General features: G+C 50.5%; 15 protein-coding genes. 13 read left to right on the top strand and 2 right to left on the bottom strand.

Annotated elements, in window-relative coordinates:
* Positions 1 to 3: 3 nt before the first annotated feature.
* The gene (locus LG201_RS06155; protein WP_226771280.1) at positions 4 to 2,403 is read right to left on the bottom strand and encodes a TonB-dependent receptor; all 2,400 of its coding nucleotides are present in this window, start codon (positions 2,401 to 2,403) and stop codon (positions 4 to 6) included.
* A gap of 219 nt (positions 2,404 to 2,622) precedes the next feature.
* Between LG201_RS06155 and htpG the strand changes: the two genes are divergently transcribed.
* From htpG to LG201_RS06095, 12 genes are all read left to right on the top strand, one after another.
* Positions 2,623 to 4,512: a molecular chaperone HtpG gene (gene htpG / locus LG201_RS06150; RefSeq protein ID WP_226771279.1), complete on the top strand. Its 1,890-nt coding sequence runs from the start codon at positions 2,623 to 2,625 to the stop codon at positions 4,510 to 4,512.
* 278 nt (positions 4,513 to 4,790) lie between these two features.
* Positions 4,791 to 5,408 carry a 30S ribosomal protein S4 gene (rpsD, locus tag LG201_RS06145; RefSeq protein ID WP_226771278.1) on the top strand — a complete coding sequence of 206 codons (618 nt, stop codon included), beginning with the start codon at positions 4,791 to 4,793 and terminating at the stop codon, positions 5,406 to 5,408.
* 231 nt (positions 5,409 to 5,639) lie between these two features.
* A complete protein-coding gene (locus LG201_RS06140; protein ID WP_226771277.1) occupies positions 5,640 to 5,879 on the top strand; it encodes a hypothetical protein in 240 nt (79 codons plus the stop codon).
* Positions 5,869 to 6,687 (top strand): energy transducer TonB, encoded by an 819-nt coding sequence (locus LG201_RS06135; protein ID WP_226771276.1) that lies wholly within the window; start codon positions 5,869 to 5,871, stop codon positions 6,685 to 6,687. Before LG201_RS06140 ends, LG201_RS06135 begins: the two co-directional genes overlap by 11 nt.
* Before the next feature lie 46 nt (positions 6,688 to 6,733).
* Entirely contained in the window at positions 6,734 to 7,480 is a 747-nt protein-coding gene (locus LG201_RS06130) for a MotA/TolQ/ExbB proton channel family protein (RefSeq protein ID WP_226771275.1), read from the top strand.
* Positions 7,477 to 7,902, top strand: a complete 426-nt coding sequence (locus tag LG201_RS06125; protein ID WP_226771274.1) for an ExbD/TolR family protein — start codon at positions 7,477 to 7,479, stop codon at positions 7,900 to 7,902. The genes LG201_RS06130 and LG201_RS06125 overlap by 4 nt, the downstream gene beginning before the upstream one ends.
* 260 nt (positions 7,903 to 8,162) lie before the next feature.
* A complete protein-coding gene (locus tag LG201_RS06120) occupies positions 8,163 to 10,646 on the top strand; it encodes a glycogen/starch/alpha-glucan phosphorylase (RefSeq protein WP_226771273.1) in 2,484 nt (827 codons plus the stop codon).
* Between the two features lie 69 nt (positions 10,647 to 10,715).
* On the top strand, positions 10,716 to 11,396 hold the full coding sequence (locus tag LG201_RS06115) for a DUF4197 domain-containing protein (protein WP_226771272.1): 681 nt from the start codon (positions 10,716 to 10,718) through the stop codon (positions 11,394 to 11,396).
* 144 nt (positions 11,397 to 11,540) lie between these two features.
* Positions 11,541 to 12,107 (top strand): RBBP9/YdeN family alpha/beta hydrolase, encoded by a 567-nt coding sequence (locus tag LG201_RS06110; protein WP_226771271.1) that lies wholly within the window; start codon positions 11,541 to 11,543, stop codon positions 12,105 to 12,107.
* 22 nt (positions 12,108 to 12,129) lie between these two features.
* Positions 12,130 to 12,495, top strand: a complete 366-nt coding sequence (locus LG201_RS06105) for a glyoxalase superfamily protein (RefSeq protein ID WP_226771270.1) — start codon at positions 12,130 to 12,132, stop codon at positions 12,493 to 12,495.
* 88 nt (positions 12,496 to 12,583) lie between these two features.
* The gene (locus LG201_RS06100) at positions 12,584 to 12,976 is read left to right on the top strand and encodes a hypothetical protein (RefSeq protein WP_226771269.1); all 393 of its coding nucleotides are present in this window, start codon (positions 12,584 to 12,586) and stop codon (positions 12,974 to 12,976) included.
* A 40-nt stretch (positions 12,977 to 13,016) separates the two neighbouring features.
* The gene (locus tag LG201_RS06095) at positions 13,017 to 14,102 is read left to right on the top strand and encodes an endonuclease/exonuclease/phosphatase family protein (RefSeq protein ID WP_226771268.1); all 1,086 of its coding nucleotides are present in this window, start codon (positions 13,017 to 13,019) and stop codon (positions 14,100 to 14,102) included.
* Position 14,103: 1 nt separating this feature from the next.
* On the opposite strand, the gene LG201_RS06090 is transcribed toward LG201_RS06095, so the two are convergent.
* Positions 14,104 to 15,270 (bottom strand): GGDEF domain-containing protein, encoded by a 1,167-nt coding sequence (locus LG201_RS06090; protein WP_226771267.1) that lies wholly within the window; start codon positions 15,268 to 15,270, stop codon positions 14,104 to 14,106.
* 297 nt (positions 15,271 to 15,567) lie between these two features.
* Between LG201_RS06090 and LG201_RS06085 the strand changes: the two genes are divergently transcribed.
* Positions 15,568 to 16,077, top strand: coding sequence for a sigma-70 family RNA polymerase sigma factor (locus LG201_RS06085; RefSeq protein WP_226771266.1), 510 nt, complete (start codon positions 15,568 to 15,570; stop codon positions 16,075 to 16,077).
* Positions 16,078 to 16,080: the final 3 nt, after the last annotated feature.

Below are 16,080 nucleotides of genomic sequence, written 5' to 3'. Positions count from 1 at the left end.
TCATCAGAAATCGTAGCGCAGACTGGCCCCTATGGTGCGAGGTTGTCCCGCTGACCCCACATATAGGTTGCTGCCTGCATTGGTCACTCCAAGGAAGTAACGTTTATCCAGGACATTCCTGGCCCAGAGAGAAAAGTCCCAGCGATGTTTGCCACTGGTCATGCGCAGGCCGGTGCTGAGGTTAAGCAGACCATATCCGGCGATTTTGGAATATTCAGAGTTATTCACGTCACCATAGTTTTCAGAACGCCAGCTATATTGCACGGTGCCATAATGTTCCAGATTGTCTGCGACATTCCAGCGCACATTTGCATTGCTGCTAAACGCCCAGCGGGAGGCCCCGTTGACCCGGTTGCCAGCAATGCTACGGGTGCCTTTGCCATAACCGCTGTTGGCGGTTCCGCCTGAGCCGTCAAACTCTTCTGCCGGAGTAGGGGCTGTGCCCCGATCAAACGTGGCATCGGTATAGGCGCCATTGAGGCCCAGGCTTAAGTGTTGATTCACCAGTGCACGCAGATCGAACTCCATGCCTTTGCTGGTGAGGTCGCCAACATTGGTGAGTAGGCCGGTATAGGTGCCATTGATCGAGGCACCTGTGCTGGCTTGATAGTCAGTCACCTTGGTCAGGAACAGATTGGCATTCGCGATCAGCCGCTGATCCAGCCAACTGGACTTGATTCCCAACTCCAGGTTGTTGGCTTTTTCCGGGTCTATATTCAAGGCATCTGTACCTAATACTGCCCCGGGTGAAGCCACGCCGTTGATATTGTAACCACCGGATTTCTCGCTTGATGCGAGGCTCGCATAGCCCAGTATTCGATCATTGAACCAGTAACTGCCTGTGAGCAGGGCGGACAGGCTTTCATCTTTCTGGTGCTGTATGCCAGTATCGTAATTATCGAGCAATGGTGAGAGGAATACTGGTATCGGTGTGATCCGGTTTTGCACCACCCGGGCTTCCTTCTTCTCCAGAGTGGCGCGCAGGCCAGCGGTCAAGTCCAGTTTTTCCGTGATGTGCCAAGTGCCTTGACCAAACAGGGCATAGCTATTGGTCTTTGCATAACCGAGGCCCGAAAAGGCCGAGTTGTTGGGATAGATGGTAGTGAGTGCAAAGGCACTGGGGCCGGTGACATATTGCTCGTGGTTTTCTATGTCCTGATAGTAATAGTATGCACCCACCACATAATCAATCCGTTTGCCCAAAGGGGATGCCAAGCGTACTTCCTGTGAGTATTGCGTGTGCTTGACATCAGACCCGCCGCGCACGCCATTGAGGTCGGTCCGGTCCAAATCATTGTCAGGCTTGAAGTTCCAATCGCGCCAAGCCGTAATTGAAGTCAGTTTGTATCCGTTGAAATCCCAGTTGGCTTCCGCGGATAAGGCATCCTGGCTTGTGCGGGTACGCTGCCTGCCATCTACGGTGACTTTGTAATCCTTGGGGTCGTAGTTGCGATTGCCTGCACCTAAGTTATTGGCATGAGTCAGACCATTGGTGCTATTGGATCCAGGCCTGCCTGCAGGGAGATTGGCGCCAGGATTGGGGAGTATGAAAGGTGGGAAGCCGACTGCACTGAAAGAGTTGGGTGTCCAAGGACCATAACTATAAGGCACCAGTGTGCCAGTGCTGGAGTCTTCTTCATTGTGTTCTGCAATCAGGCGCAGGTTGAAGCTTTCGCTAGGCTGCAACAAGAGTTGTCCGCGCACTCCCGTCCGGTTGATTTCATTCAGATTCTGATTGTTGTAGGTATTTTTTACCCAACCGTCATCATGGGTTTTATAGGCGGATATCCGCACTGCAGCTTGATCGTTGAGCGGCTGGTTAATCATGACCTTGTATTGTTCGTAGTCGCGCGAGCCGAAACTGGCTTCCACCGCATTTTCTGACCTGAACACAGGTTTACGGCTGGTGATGTTGAGTACACCGGCGGTGGTGTTCTTGCCGAATAATGTGCCTTGGGGTCCACGGAGAAGATCGACTTGTGCTATATCCAACAGGTCAAATACTGCCAGCCCTGGCCTGCCTAGATAGACGTTATCCAGGTAAATGCCCGCGCTACCTTCTAGTCCTTCATTGGCTGGGTTATTACCGATACCACGGATGGCAATACTGGACTGTCGTGGTTGCAGAAACTGGGCGGTTAGGCCGGGCAGTAGTTGCGGCAGATCCTGTATCTGGTAAGTCCTCGTGGATTCCAGTTCTTCACCCCTGATCACTGAAACAGTGGCAGGCACATCCTGTTCTTTTTCAAGGCGGCGTCTGGCGGTTACAGTGGTAATGTCCAATAGACGGGGTTCTTCTATGGTCTTTGCCTTGGATGGAGATGCTGGGGTGTCTTCTGCATGTGCGATGTTGTAAGTGGCAAAAAGCAAGACCATGCCACTGCTAAAAGCGATGTACTTCATTGTTCTCAATACTCCCTGATGAGGGCTCCATTGGCCTGAATCCCCTCAATAACTTCCAAATGTATTGCTTGTCACCAATACGTTTTACTGTTTTTTTTAGTTATTTTACATGGCATTACTTAGGTGATGCCATGCCTGGATGGAATTGACGCTTGAAATCGATAACGTGCATCCCAATATGCGCAACATTGTTCCAATCCGTACATGGGAGTTTTTACAATGTCCACAGAGACGCTACAGAAAGAAACGCTAGGCTTTCAGGCCGAGGTTAAGCAGCTATTGCAGCTGATGATTCATTCGCTCTACAGCAACAAGGAAATTGTACTACGTGAGCTGATTTCCAATGCCAGTGATGCTTCTGACAAATTACGGTTTGAAGCACTGGCCAATAACGGGCTGTACGACAATGACAGCGAACTGAAGATACGTGTGAGTTTTGACAAGGATGCGCGTACTGTCACCATTACCGATAACGGTATAGGCATGAGTCGTGAAGAAGTGATCAGCAATATCGGGACGATCGCCAAATCCGGTACCAAGGAGTTTTTCCAGTCCTTGACGGGAGACCAGGCCAGGGATGCGAACCTGATAGGCCAGTTTGGCGTCGGTTTTTACTCTGCATTTATCATTGCCGATAAAGTGACCCTGACAACCCGCCGTGCCGGTAGTGCTGAGGCGGTACGCTGGGAGTCTGCAGGCGAAGGTGATTACACCCTGGAAACTGTAGACCATGCCAAGCGTGGCACTGAGATCGTGCTGCACTTGCGTGAAGGCGAGGATGAATTCCTCAGTGACTGGAAGCTGAAGTCGATCATTCGCAAGTATTCCGACCATATTACCCTGCCTATCGTCATGAAGAAGTCCGACTGGCAGGATGGCGAGCAGGTGCCTACCGACGAAGATGAAACCGTGAACAAGGCTTCTGCCTTATGGGCACGTTCCAAGAGTGAGATTTCAGAGGAAGAGTATCAGGAGTTCTACAAGCATGTTTCCCATGACTTTGAGAACCCGTTGGTCTGGAGCCATAACCGCGTGGAAGGGCGTCAGGAATATATCTCCCTGCTGTACATCCCTGCCAAGGCGCCTTTTGACCTATATGAGCGTGAGCGTCAACATGGTATCAAGCTCTATGTGAAGCGTGTCTTCATCATGGATGATGCCGAACAGTTGATGCCGCAATACCTGCGGTTTGTGCGTGGCGTGATCGACAGTGCCAACCTGCCACTCAATGTCTCGCGCGAAATTCTGCAGCACTCCAAGGATATCGATGCAATCAAGGCAGGTTCGGTCAAGAAGATATTGGGCCTGCTAGAAGATATCGCTGAAAATCAAGCGGAGGAATATGCCAAGTTCTGGGCAGAATTTGGCCGTGTATTGAAAGAAGGCCCGGGTGAGGATTTTGCCAACCGCGAAAAAATTGCCGGTCTGCTGCGCTTTGCCAGTACTCATGCTGATACCGATGCGCAAGTGGTGTCTTTCAAGGATTACATCAGTCGCATGAAGGACGGGCAGGAGGTTATCTACTATATTACTGCGGATAGCTTCGCCGCCGCACAGCACAGCCCTCATCTGGAAATTTTCCGCAAGAAGGGCATTGAAGTGTTGCTGCTGTCTGATCGGGTGGACGAATGGTTGCTGGGTAGCCTGACCGAGTTTGAAGGCAAGAAGCTGCAATCTGTAGCCAAGGGAGATTTGGACCTGGGCAAGCTGGAGGACGAAGCAGAAAAAGAGCAGCAAAAGAAAACCGAAGATGAATATAAGTCGCTGGTGGAAAAAATTCAGGCAACCTTGGGTGATAGCGTCAAGGAAGTGCGTGTCACACACCGTCTGACCGACTCTCCCGCTTGCCTGGTGGCAGGTGCGCATGATCTTTCTGGTAATCTTGAACGCCTGCTCAAGGCCGCCGGGCAGAAAACGTCGGAAAGCAAGCCTGTGCTGGAAATCAATCCACAGCATGCCATTTTGCAGCGTTTGACGAATGTGAAGGACGATGGCCAGTTTTCTGACTGGGCACACCTGTTATTTGACCAGGCATTATTGGCCGAAGGCGGACAGTTGCAAGATCCGGCTGCGTTTGTCCGCAGAGTGAATGCCTTGCTCACGCAGTAAGCATTTCATAGGGCTGTGATGGGCAATAAAACCTGGATTCACCAGCGCTTGGTGAATCCAGGTTTTTTATTGTATAATCCGCGGCTTCGTATTGCGGCTAGCGTTTTTAGCCAGCTGCGGAGTCTGAGTAGTGTGCAGGTATGCCATGCAAATTGCATGGTGATAGCGTCAAGCTATCCATCCTGATGGTCATGGTGTAGCCATTGACTGAGTCAATACAGGGTGCAGGAAAATTTATCAGGTCAGCCTGATCAAACCAATTAAAGGAGTTTTAAAGTATGTCTAGATTTACCGGCCCACGTCTTAAAGTAATGCGCGCACTTGGTATTGATCTGCCTGGCTTGTCACGCAAGAGCATTGAATCCCGTCCTACCCCTCCAGGTCAGCACGGTGCCAAGGCTACTCGTCGTAAGAAGTCCGATTTTGGTCTGAAGCTGCAAGAAAAGCAAAAGCTGCGTTTCAACTACGGCCTGTCCGAAAAGCAACTGCGTCGCCTGGTGGTTGATGCACGTAAGGGCAAGTCTCCTACTGGTGAAACACTGCTGCAATTGCTGGAACGCCGTCTTGATAACGTGGTATTCCGTGCGGGTTTCGCACCGACTATCGCTGCAGCCCGTCAGCTGGTTTCACACCGTCACGTTCTGCTGAATGGCAAGTCCGTGAACATCCCGTCTATCCGCCTGCGCGTGGGTGATGAGATTTCCCTGAAGGCCAGCAGCACCAAGTTGCCTATCGTGGTTGAAACATTGGCGAATATGCCTTTGATTCGTCCTGAGTGGTTGTCATGGGCTGATCAACCTCAGCAAGCCAAGTTGGCTCACTTGCCAGCGGCTGAAGATGTACCATTCCCGATTGATGTGCAACAGGTTGTTGAGTACTACGCCAACCGTCTGTAATCAATTACTTGGATTCCTCTACGGAATCTCCAGTCAGAAAAGGCCGCGATTGCGGCCTTTTTCTTTTTGTTAGAATTGCCTAGGATTAGCTGCTAGAATGATTGTTATTCTTGACTGAATACATGAGAATGGTTATCATTTTTCGCTTAACGCAATCAGGGATGTCTCTATCCCCATGCGCCAATATCAGTTGCATCCAGGATGCACATGACTTAAGAGCGGCAGATAACGATGAAGACAGTGAATAATTGTAGGCGTGTAGTGCTTGCTGGAAGTGATGGATGCAAAGTGTTGTACTGTGAAGAATGCAATGTGGCGGAAGTTGAAGTCGGTGCACTTAGCCTGAGACTTGAAGCCCATGCGTTCAATTCGCTGGCAGAAATGATGCAGGAGGCGGTTGCCCGACTTGCTGTTTATAGCGCCGCAAAATCTCAGAGTCAATTCACTACAAGCGTCAAAAATGTCCATTGATGCACAATTCGCACGCCTGTCAAAAGAACAATATGTTGAGGGGCAATTGAGTCATTTTCCAACTCGTACCTTGGTACCAAAGCGAGCTTTGCGCCAAGAGGATGAAAGTCAATTTTCGGTTAAGGCGCTGGTATTCACCATCCTTGTCCACGTGGCTGTATTTACTTCCTTGATCGTGATCTCGACCAGAGAACCCCATCATGAGGAAGCTGCCCCCCCCATGATGGTCAGCCTGGTGCAAAGCCCCGAGCCTATCCCCGAGGTGGCAATTACTGAGCCTCAACCTGTGCCCAAACCTCCTGAGCCCACGCCAAAACCCAAGCCTAAACCAAAAGTGGTTGATAAGCCTGTGCCAATTGAGGCGCCTAAGCCGGTGGAGCCAACACAGGAAGTGACCAAGGAAGTCAGTGAGCCTGCGCCAGTTGAAAAGCAAGCGCAGTCACAAGCGCCAGTCAAGGATACCCCGGTCGTTGCTGAGAAGGTTGAGCCAGTCAAGAAATCTGAACCCAAGGATGAGCCTATTCCTGAGGTATCAATTTCAGGCGTGTCTTACTCACACCAGGAGCTGCCAGTGTATCCCGCCATGTCGAGAAGACTGGGTGAGCAGGGTGTCGTGATGTTACGCATGCTGATTTCTGAGGCTGGAGTACCTGAGTCTATCCAGATTGAGACCAGTAGTGGTTCAGAGCGGCTGGATAAAGCGGCAGTCGAGGCCGCCAAAAAATCCAGGTTCAATTCTTACAAGCGTAACAATAAGCCGATGAAGGTATCGGTCATTGCACCGGTAAGATTCACAATTTCTGATTAAGCAGTTCAACCAAGTAGACATATTTTAAATATAGGATCAATGCAATATGGAAAGCGCATACGAATTTAATAGCTTGGACTTTATCCTGGCCGGCGGCCCGGTTTCCGTGCTGGTAGCTGTCATTCTGGTGTTCATGTCAGTGGCCAGCTGGTACCTGATGGTGGTGAAGTTTTACCAGGCATTGACCATTCGCAGTGCAAGTCGCGAATATAACAACCATTTCTGGCAGGCTGCATCACTGGATGCTGCCTTGCGTCACAACAGCGGTGAAACCCCGGTGTCACGTGTGGCTAACCATGCGGTTGAGGCAGCTGATCACCATCAGGCGCATGTTGCCAATAACGTGGAAGAAGCCTGTAACAAGGACGAGTTTATTGCCCGTGCGATGCGTCGCCAGATTGCCAAGGAAAGCGAGCAGATGGATTATGGTCTGACCATGCTGGCCTCTGTGGGCAGTGTGGCTCCATTCGTCGGCTTGTTCGGTACTGTGTGGGGTATTTATCACGCACTGGCCAGTATCAGTCAGAGTGGCCAGGCTACGCTGGATAAGGTCGCTGGCCCGGTGGGTGAGGCGTTGATCATGACCGCTCTCGGTCTGGCAGTGGCGATTCCTGCTGTACTTGCCTATAACGCCTTGGTACGTCGTAACCGCGTGATTCTTGGTGAAGTGGAAGGGTTTGCGAATGACTTGCATATCCTGCTGACTACAGGTGCTCCGCTGAATGCAGGCAATACGTCGCCTAGCGCTGCCAAGATCAGGGTGGCGACTAAACTGAAAGAGGTTTCAGCATGATCACGGGCGGTGGAATTGGTGGGGGTGAAGGCCATTCAAGGCCTATGTCTGAAATCAACACCACGCCTTTAGTTGACGTGATGTTGGTACTGCTGGTGATCTTTATCATTACAGCGCCATTGCTGACTCATGCGGTCAAGATTGATTTGCCGCAGGCAACCAGCCAGCCATCCCCGGAAAAACCGGAGATTATTGATGTGGCCATTGATACAGCAGGCACCATGTACTGGAATGACCAGGCCGTGACGCTTGAAGAAATCAATGTCAAGCTGCATCAGGTTGCTGACAAAGAGCCACAACCTGAACTGCATATCCGTGCAGACAAGGAAACCCGTTACCAGGTATTGGCTGAGCTGATGGCTTATGCCCAAAATGCTGGGGTGCAGAAACTCGGTTTTGTGAGTGATCCAACGCCGAAGTAAAACGACATAGCGTTAAAGCAAGAAGGGATAAGGCGACTTATCCCTTTTTTTATGCCAATTTCCCCGATTAGTTTCAACTTTTAGGCTTTGTTGTAGTCTTGTAATGAGTTAGCCCGGTTTTTCAAAGTAGTGGCCTGATTTTTGCTGGCTTATAATGCATTGAGCATCGTATCAATTTCATCTTTGTCATTTAACATTGGTTTGCTGCTGAACTGAGAATATGGGTGGCATTTTTGTAAACTCACATGGAAAGACGCCATATGACATCTACCAAAGAATCTAAGAAGCCAAGAGCCGCGACCACACCTGTGATTACTACTGAACAAACACCGATAGCACAGGCATTACAAAATCACCTGATATTTTCCGCTTTCAAAACCAGTGAGGCATCCACATCAAGGGACTGGTTTATTGCCACTGGGCATACGGTACGCGATCACATGGTGGAGCGCTGGGTAAAAACCGCAGAAGCCTATGCCGAGCAGGACCCTAAACGTGTGTACTATCTTTCGCTTGAGTTCCTGATCGGGCGCATGTTGCAGAATGCTGCACTTAATCTGGGCATCAATGATGAAGTCAAGGATGGTTTGAGCGCCCTTGGGCACAAGCTGGAAGATGTGGTTGAGCTGGAAACTGACGCGGCACTGGGCAATGGTGGTCTGGGGCGTCTGGCGGCATGCTTCCTGGACTCAATGGCCAGCATGGATATTCCAGGGACGGGTTATGGCATACGTTATGAATATGGCATGTTCCGCCAGTCCATTAATCAGGGTCAGCAAGTGGAAAACCCGGATAACTGGTTACGTTATGGCAATCTGTGGGAGTTCCAGCGCCCTGAAAGCCAATATCCCATCAAGTTTTATGGTCGTGTGGTCGAGTTTCCCACTGGCAAGGGCACCGAATACCACTGGGTAGATGCAGAGAGTGTCCTGGCGATTGCGCACGATATGCCTATCCCTGGTTATGACACTGAAACGGTCAATACACTGCGCCTCTGGTCAGCCAAGGCAGCGCGCGAGTTTGACCTCGCCCATTTTAATGATGGTAATTATGAAAAAGCGGTAGAAGAGCGTAACGCTTACGAAAACATATCCAAGGTGCTATACCCGAATGACACCTCAGTGCTAGGGCGTGAGTTACGCTTGAAGCAGCAGTATTTCTTTGTATCGGCCTCTATCCAGGATATCTTGCGCCGTTTCCTGGCCAAGCATGATGACTGGAATGCACTGCCGGATAAAGTCGCAATTCAACTCAACGATACTCACCCTGCTATTGCGGTGCCAGAATTGATGTATCAGTTGGTCGATGTGCACCACCTTAACTGGAACCAGGCGTGGAAAATTACCGGCAAAGTATTTGCGTATACCAATCACACCTTGATGCCCGAGGCGCTGGAGACCTGGCCTGTTGAAATGTTCTCCAAGCTGCTACCGCGCCATCTGGGGATCATCTTCCGCATCAATCATGAATTCCTGCAGTTTGTGAATCATAAATTCCCAGGGGATACCGACTTACTGACTCGGGTATCGATTATCGATGAAACTCAGGGTCGTCGTGTGCGCATGGCACATCTGGCGGTCATTGGCAGTCATACAGTGAATGGGGTGGCTGCGCTGCATAGCGAGCTGCTGAGAACCACCTTGTTTGCAGATTTCGACCGTATATTCCCCGGTCGCTTTATCAATATCACCAATGGTATTACGCCACGTCGCTGGTTAAACCAGTGCAATCCAGGCCTAACCAGCCTGATTGATAAGGTGATCGGGAGTGACTTTCAGCATGATCTGAGCAAGTTGCGCAGTTTGGAACCCTTGGCCAATGATGCCGATTTCCGCAAAACCTTCCGCCAGATCAAGCGGGCCAATAAGGAACGCCTGGCGAAAAGAATTGAGCAGTTGACGGGCGTCAAGTTGAATGCGGACAGCCTTTTTGATGTACAGATCAAGCGCATTCATGAATACAAACGCCAGTTGCTGAATGTGCTGCATATCATCACGCTGTATAACCGTATCCGTAGTGGTCAGGCTAAGAGCATCACCCCACGCGTCGTGATTTTTGGCGGCAAGGCAGCCCCAGGCTACTGGTTTGCCAAACTCATTATCCGCTTGATTAATGATGTGGCAGCCATCGTCAATGAAGACCCGGCAATTGGTGACAAGCTCAAGGTGGTCTTCTATCCCAATTATGAAGTATCCGCCGCTGAGCTGCTGTTCCCCGGTAGTGATTTATCCGAACAGATATCCACCGCCGGCACTGAAGCCTCTGGTACCGGCAATATGAAAATGGCGCTGAATGGTGCCTTGACCATAGGCACACTGGATGGTGCCAATGTGGAAATCCGCGAAGAGGTGGGTGAGGACAATATATTCATATTTGGCCTGACGACAGAACAAGTCGCTGAGGTGAAGGGCAACAATTACAATCCCTGGGATTACTATCATGGCAATCCTGAACTGAAGCAGGCACTGGACATGATTACTGGTGGCTTCTTCAGCGTTGATGAGCCAGATCGTTATCAGGCAATAGGAGAGGCTCTGCTGACCAAGGGCGATCACTACTTGTTGCTGGCTGATTATGCCAGTTATATCGAAACCCAGGATGCGGTAGGCAAGCTGTATCAGGATCAGGAAGAGTGGAGCCGTAAGGCGATCCTGAATGTCGCCCGTGTCGGTAAGTTCTCCAGCGATAGAACCATAGGCGAATATGCAGATAAAATCTGGCATGTAAAGCGGGTGAAACATTAGCCCAAGATAATGCGCATGAGTAGTTGAACGCAGGTAGACTATGGTTTTCAGAACACTGCAGGAGATATCATGCGCTATCTAATGACCGCATTAGGCTTTGCCTTTTTTGCTAGCCAGGCCAGTGCACTTGGCTTGAGTGATCTTAGTAATGCTGATACCAGCAAGGGCTTGAAAGAGGCGCTGATTCAAGGGGCTGATAAAGCAGTGAGTCAGCTGGGATCAGTGGATGGGTTTTTGAAAAATCCACAAGTGAAGATCCCTCTGCCTGAGTCCTTGCAAAAGGCTGAAAAAGCGATGCGCATGTTTGGCATGGGCAAGCAGGCGGATGAGCTGGTACTGAAGATGAACCGTGCAGCTGAAGCGGCGGTCCCTGAAGCCAAGACCCTGCTGGTCAACTCAGTCAAGCAGATGAGTGTGCAGGATGCCAAGGATATCCTGACGGGCGGAGAGGATGCTGCCACGCAATATTTCCGTAAAACTACCTCGGGCCCCATGGCGAATAAATTCTTGCCGATTGTAAAAAAGGCAACAGAAAATGTGGACCTGGCCCAGCAATACAACAAGTTTGCAGAAATGGGCAACAAGTACGGACTGGTGAAAAAAGACCAGGCCAATCTTGAGCAGTACGTTACGCAGAAAACCCTGGATGGTGTTTATCTGATGATGGCCGAGGAAGAGAAGGCGATACGCAAGGACCCAATGGGCCAGGCCAGCAACCTGTTGAAAAAGGTATTTGGCGCGGTGAAGTAGAGCGAGTTGTTTACTATGAGTAATCCGGTTTAATCATCCACTGGTGGGTGGTATGGCACTGCAGATGCGGGATACTTTGTGCTCTGGTCATCGAACTAAACATTCCAGAGTGTTCTAACTCTGAATTGAATTTCAGGGTATGTCATGCAAGCACACACCATCTATATTATTCCTGGTTACCAGGCTACACCGCAAAGCCACTGGTTCCCCTGGCTAAAGCAGGCATTTGAGCAGAAGGGTGTTTCTGTTCATGTGCTGGAGTTACCCGGGCCTAATAGCCCCAAGCTACAGGGCTGGCTTGAGCATTTGCAGGCCAATATTCAGCAGCATGATACGCATACATGGTTTGTCGGGCATAGCCTGGGCTGCATTACCTTATTGCAACATTTAATGACGCAGCATGCGACCATAGGCGGTATGGTGCTGGTATCGGGGTTTGCTGAACATTTGAGCTTCTTGCCTGATCTGGACCCTTTCATTACTCCGTCTCTGGACTTTGACCACCTCGTCAGGATGAGCAGGCATCGGGTGGTAGTGGCGGCCAAGGATGACAATATAGTCCCTTATCCTTATTCATTGCGCCTCAGCGAAAAGTTACAGGCGGAGTGGGAGCTGTTTGAGCTGGGTGGACACTTCATGAAGCAGGATGGTTTTACCGAGTTCCCCGCTATTTACGATGTGCTCGTGCAGATGATGTCTGAACCAACGTAATTGTTAGCCAAAAGGAGCAAGCGTGCAAAACTCACAGAGCGTGATCCCGGCCATACGTGTGGCCTCTTATCTATTGAGCAAGCCCTATTATGAAAAACTGGGTTTCAGCGAACTGTGGACGCATCAGTTTGAGCCGGGCTTTCCCATATTTGCCGCGATTGCGCGTGGCGATATGCAGGTGTTCCTGACAGAGCACACGGGAGATTGCGCTTTTGGCTCGCTAGTGCATTTTTATGTGCCAGATGTGGATGCTGTTTACCATGAGTTCCAGCAACAAGGGCTACACGTGATGGAGCCACCAGGTAATGATCTGGGCCCGACAGTGCGTAATATGCTGATGGTGGATCCTGATGGTAACCGCATGAGTTTTATTACCGTCTCCGCATAACAGCACGCCCCATTAATGGCGATACTACTGACAGTCTGATAGGGAAACGTGGTCCTCATACCACTTTCAAATGAAAAGGAAATAGTGAATGGCTGCAGTATGGCTGACCGTATTAAAGAACGTGCCCTGGACCGAGGTGATCCGCAAGGCACCGGCTATCGCTGAAGGCGCACGCAGGCTCTGGGAGGCGGTTGCCCGCAAACCAAAATTTAATGAATTCCCGATCAATGACGTGCCTTATACCGAGCTGGAAACCATAGACGCCAAGGATGCACGCATAGAGGTGCTGGAAAACCGGGTGGCGGAGTTGCATGTGCAGATGCTCAATTCTTCTGAACTGCTCAAAACCCTGGCCGACCAGAATGAACAACTGGTGGCACGTGTGGAGGCTAATCGCTTGCGTACCGCCAGGCTGACACGTGTAGTCGTTGTGCTCGTCATTGCCATGCTGGCCAGTTTGCTGTGGCTGCATCGGGCCTGATGTAGCCAGTTTCATCACATTAACTCACCGAAAAATAATAATGATCTGGAATGAAATACTTACCCTGCTGGTGGTAGTGCTTACGGCAGGTTCTCTGGTCAGGCGTAACGAATGGTGGTTTCGCGGCCTGGATTTCCCCCGCCTGCAGATCATCGCATTGGGTTTACTGGCGCTCATCCTACTGATCGTGCCAGAGGCTGATTGGGATGCAAGACGTATGATTGCCCTAGCGGCCCTGCTGCTAGCCCTGACTTACCAGTTCAGCATGGTGTTGCCTTACACGGCGATCTGGCGCACGGAAGTGAAGAAAATTGCCCTGAAGCACTATAGCCGCGATAAGCAAATTTCCATTCTGGTGGCTAACGTGCTGATGACCAACAACAAGCATTACCTGTTGTTGCAGCAAATCCGCAAATTTTCTCCCGATGTTGTACTGACACTGGAAACTGATCGTATCTGGGAGCAAGCGTTGAGCGCTATTGAGCCAGAGTATCCCCATGTAGTGAGGGTGCCGTTGGATAACCTCTACGGCATGCATTTGTATAGCCGGTTGCCGCTGAAAAACGCGCAAATCAAATATCTACTCAGCGATCAGATTCCCTCTATTCATGCCACCGTGATCCTGCCGTGTGGGGCGCCAGTCAGCTTGTATTGCATGCATCCTGAGCCACCTAGCCCGACAGAGGCGCAAGAGTCGACCTTGCGCGATGCCGAGCTGTTGATGGTGGGTGATGAAGCCAAGGAAAGTGAAGATAGTGTGATTGTGATGGGAGACTTGAATGACGTGGCATGGTCTCGCACCACACGCTTGTTCCAGCGTATCAGCGGGCTGCTGGATCCGCGGATCGGACGTCATCATATCAACACCTACCATGCCGATTACCCCATATTCAGATGGGCGCTGGATCATATATTCCATAGTCCGGATTTTGGTTTGGTTCGGATGCAGCGAGTGGCTCACATAGGCTCGGATCATTTTCCGGTGTTTACCCATTTGCAGCTTTCCAGAACCCTGGAGTATGTGCAGGCGCCAGAGGATGCTTCCAGTGAGGATGAAGCAGAAGCCGAGGAAAAAATCGAAGAGGGGATTGAAAAAGCCAATGAAACGCCTAGCGCCGTGGCCTGACTCAGGCGGTTTGTACGGTGGTAATCCGGTTTCTGCCGCCCTGCTTGGATTGATACAGCGCGGCATCTGCCTGTTGTAACAGGTTATGCAGTGATTGTGGCAACTGGTCTGTTTTGGTCACGGCCAGCCCTATACTGAGCGTGGGCGCAATCTCCGCCGTCTTCATTTTCCAGATGGACTGGGTGAAGGCTTTTTGCAGACGTTCGGCTACTTCCCTACCTTCTTTTTCTCCACTGCCTGGCAAGAGGATCACGAACTCATCTCCGCCCTGTCTGGCAAACAGATCAGATCCGCGTAACTGACTGCGCACCATATCTGAAAACATGCGCAGCAGCTCATCACCGTATGCGTGGCCCAGTTTGTCATTTACCTGCTTGAAGTGGTCGATATCCACCAGCAGCAATGCAGTATATGACTTGTCCGAGTAGCCTTGTACAGCATTTTCCATCGCGGCGCTCAAGCCCGCACGGTTCAGTGCGGAGGTGAGTGGGTCACGCAAGGCACGGCCGATCCAGTTGCGGTTGATGCGTTCCATGATCATCATCAGCATGGACATATTCCATAACGGCGCCACGATGGCCGCCAGCAAAATCATCCACATATTGATTCCGCCTGGCGCAAACACTGATTCACCACCCAGGTGGTGGGTGAGGGCCGCGAGCATGCGTAATCCGAATGCCAACGCCGTCACACTGAAAATACCTGTGACCAGGTAGGCGGAACTGATATTTTCCTCGCGCGCAATTGCCAGGGTGGTATGTGAGATCAGTACACAGTAAAAGCCGCAGATGGCCGCACTGATAGCTGTACGCTCAAAATAGAACTGGTCGGAGTCCTGCATCATGAGGAAAAGTGTTGCCATCACTGCGAGCACCAACAGGTGGGGTTGCCAGGCTACTTTGCGGCGATAAAGGCGGCGAGCAGTGACCATCAAAAGGAAATAGCCAATGATGGTCAGCATATTGGCAAGCACGATACTGTAGAAGTCAGGAATCTGGTCACGAAATGTGAGCAGTAATATCCCTGCGCCGGCAGACAAATTGCTGATGCCCCAGTATTTCAGCCAGCGATCAAAGCGTCCTGTCATCGCCAGGCCCCATAGCACCAGGCCGGTTGTGCTGGTCAGCATACCGGTCAGGAAGAATATGGTTTTGACATCAAGCTGCATCTGAACCGCTCTGAATAAAAAGGCCTGTTAAAAGTGGGGAGATTATAGCTAAAACTTTGAACCCAAACTTTTAGCTGCATGAATTTTTTAGTTATTCTAGACCATCACTTTTCCATATGGGCAGATATGTGGAAATTGGTTGTGATTGGTTGTAAATTGGCTGCAATGTGGTTGTTTTGTGGCTGTATATAGCCAATTTCAAAACCATTAAAATAGTAAAATATTTTAAATCAATGTCTTAATTGGTGGCACCGTTATTGCTGCCTTTTCATAACATCGTGCTTTCGACTCAATCCTATGTCAGATGACACCATCACCCAGCATGGCACCATCCAACTGCTCTATCAGGAGCATCATTCATGGTTGCGTGGGTGGATCGCGAGAAAGCTGGGTTGTCCTAGCGGCGCAGCCGACCTCACACAGGATACCTTTCTTAATCTCCTGTTAAAAACCGATATTCCTACCATGCAAGAGCCGCGTGCATATTTGACGCATATCGCGCATGGCCTGATGGTGGATCATGTTCGGCGACGGGATATTGAGAAAGCGTATCTTGAGGCTCTGGTGCATTTCTCATCGACAGATGCTGCCTCACCGGAAACCCGTGCCATGGTGTTGGAAATCCTCATCAAGCTTGATCTACTTCTCGATGGGTTATCCCCCAAAGTTCGGACAGCATTTTTGCTGTTGCAGCTGGAAGGCTTGAGTTATGGCGAGATCGCCAGCAGACTTGGGGTTTCCACTCGCACAGTAGGCAACTATGTTGCCAAAGCCATGTTGCAGTGCATGGTGCTTTTGCAAGATTAACCT

This window comes from Methylobacillus gramineus (assembly GCF_020532675.1).
GTDB lineage: Bacteria > Pseudomonadota > Gammaproteobacteria > Burkholderiales > Methylophilaceae > Methylobacillus > Methylobacillus gramineus.
Note: the sequence above shows the minus strand (reverse complement) of the source record. Positions and strands in the feature narration are given on the sequence as shown.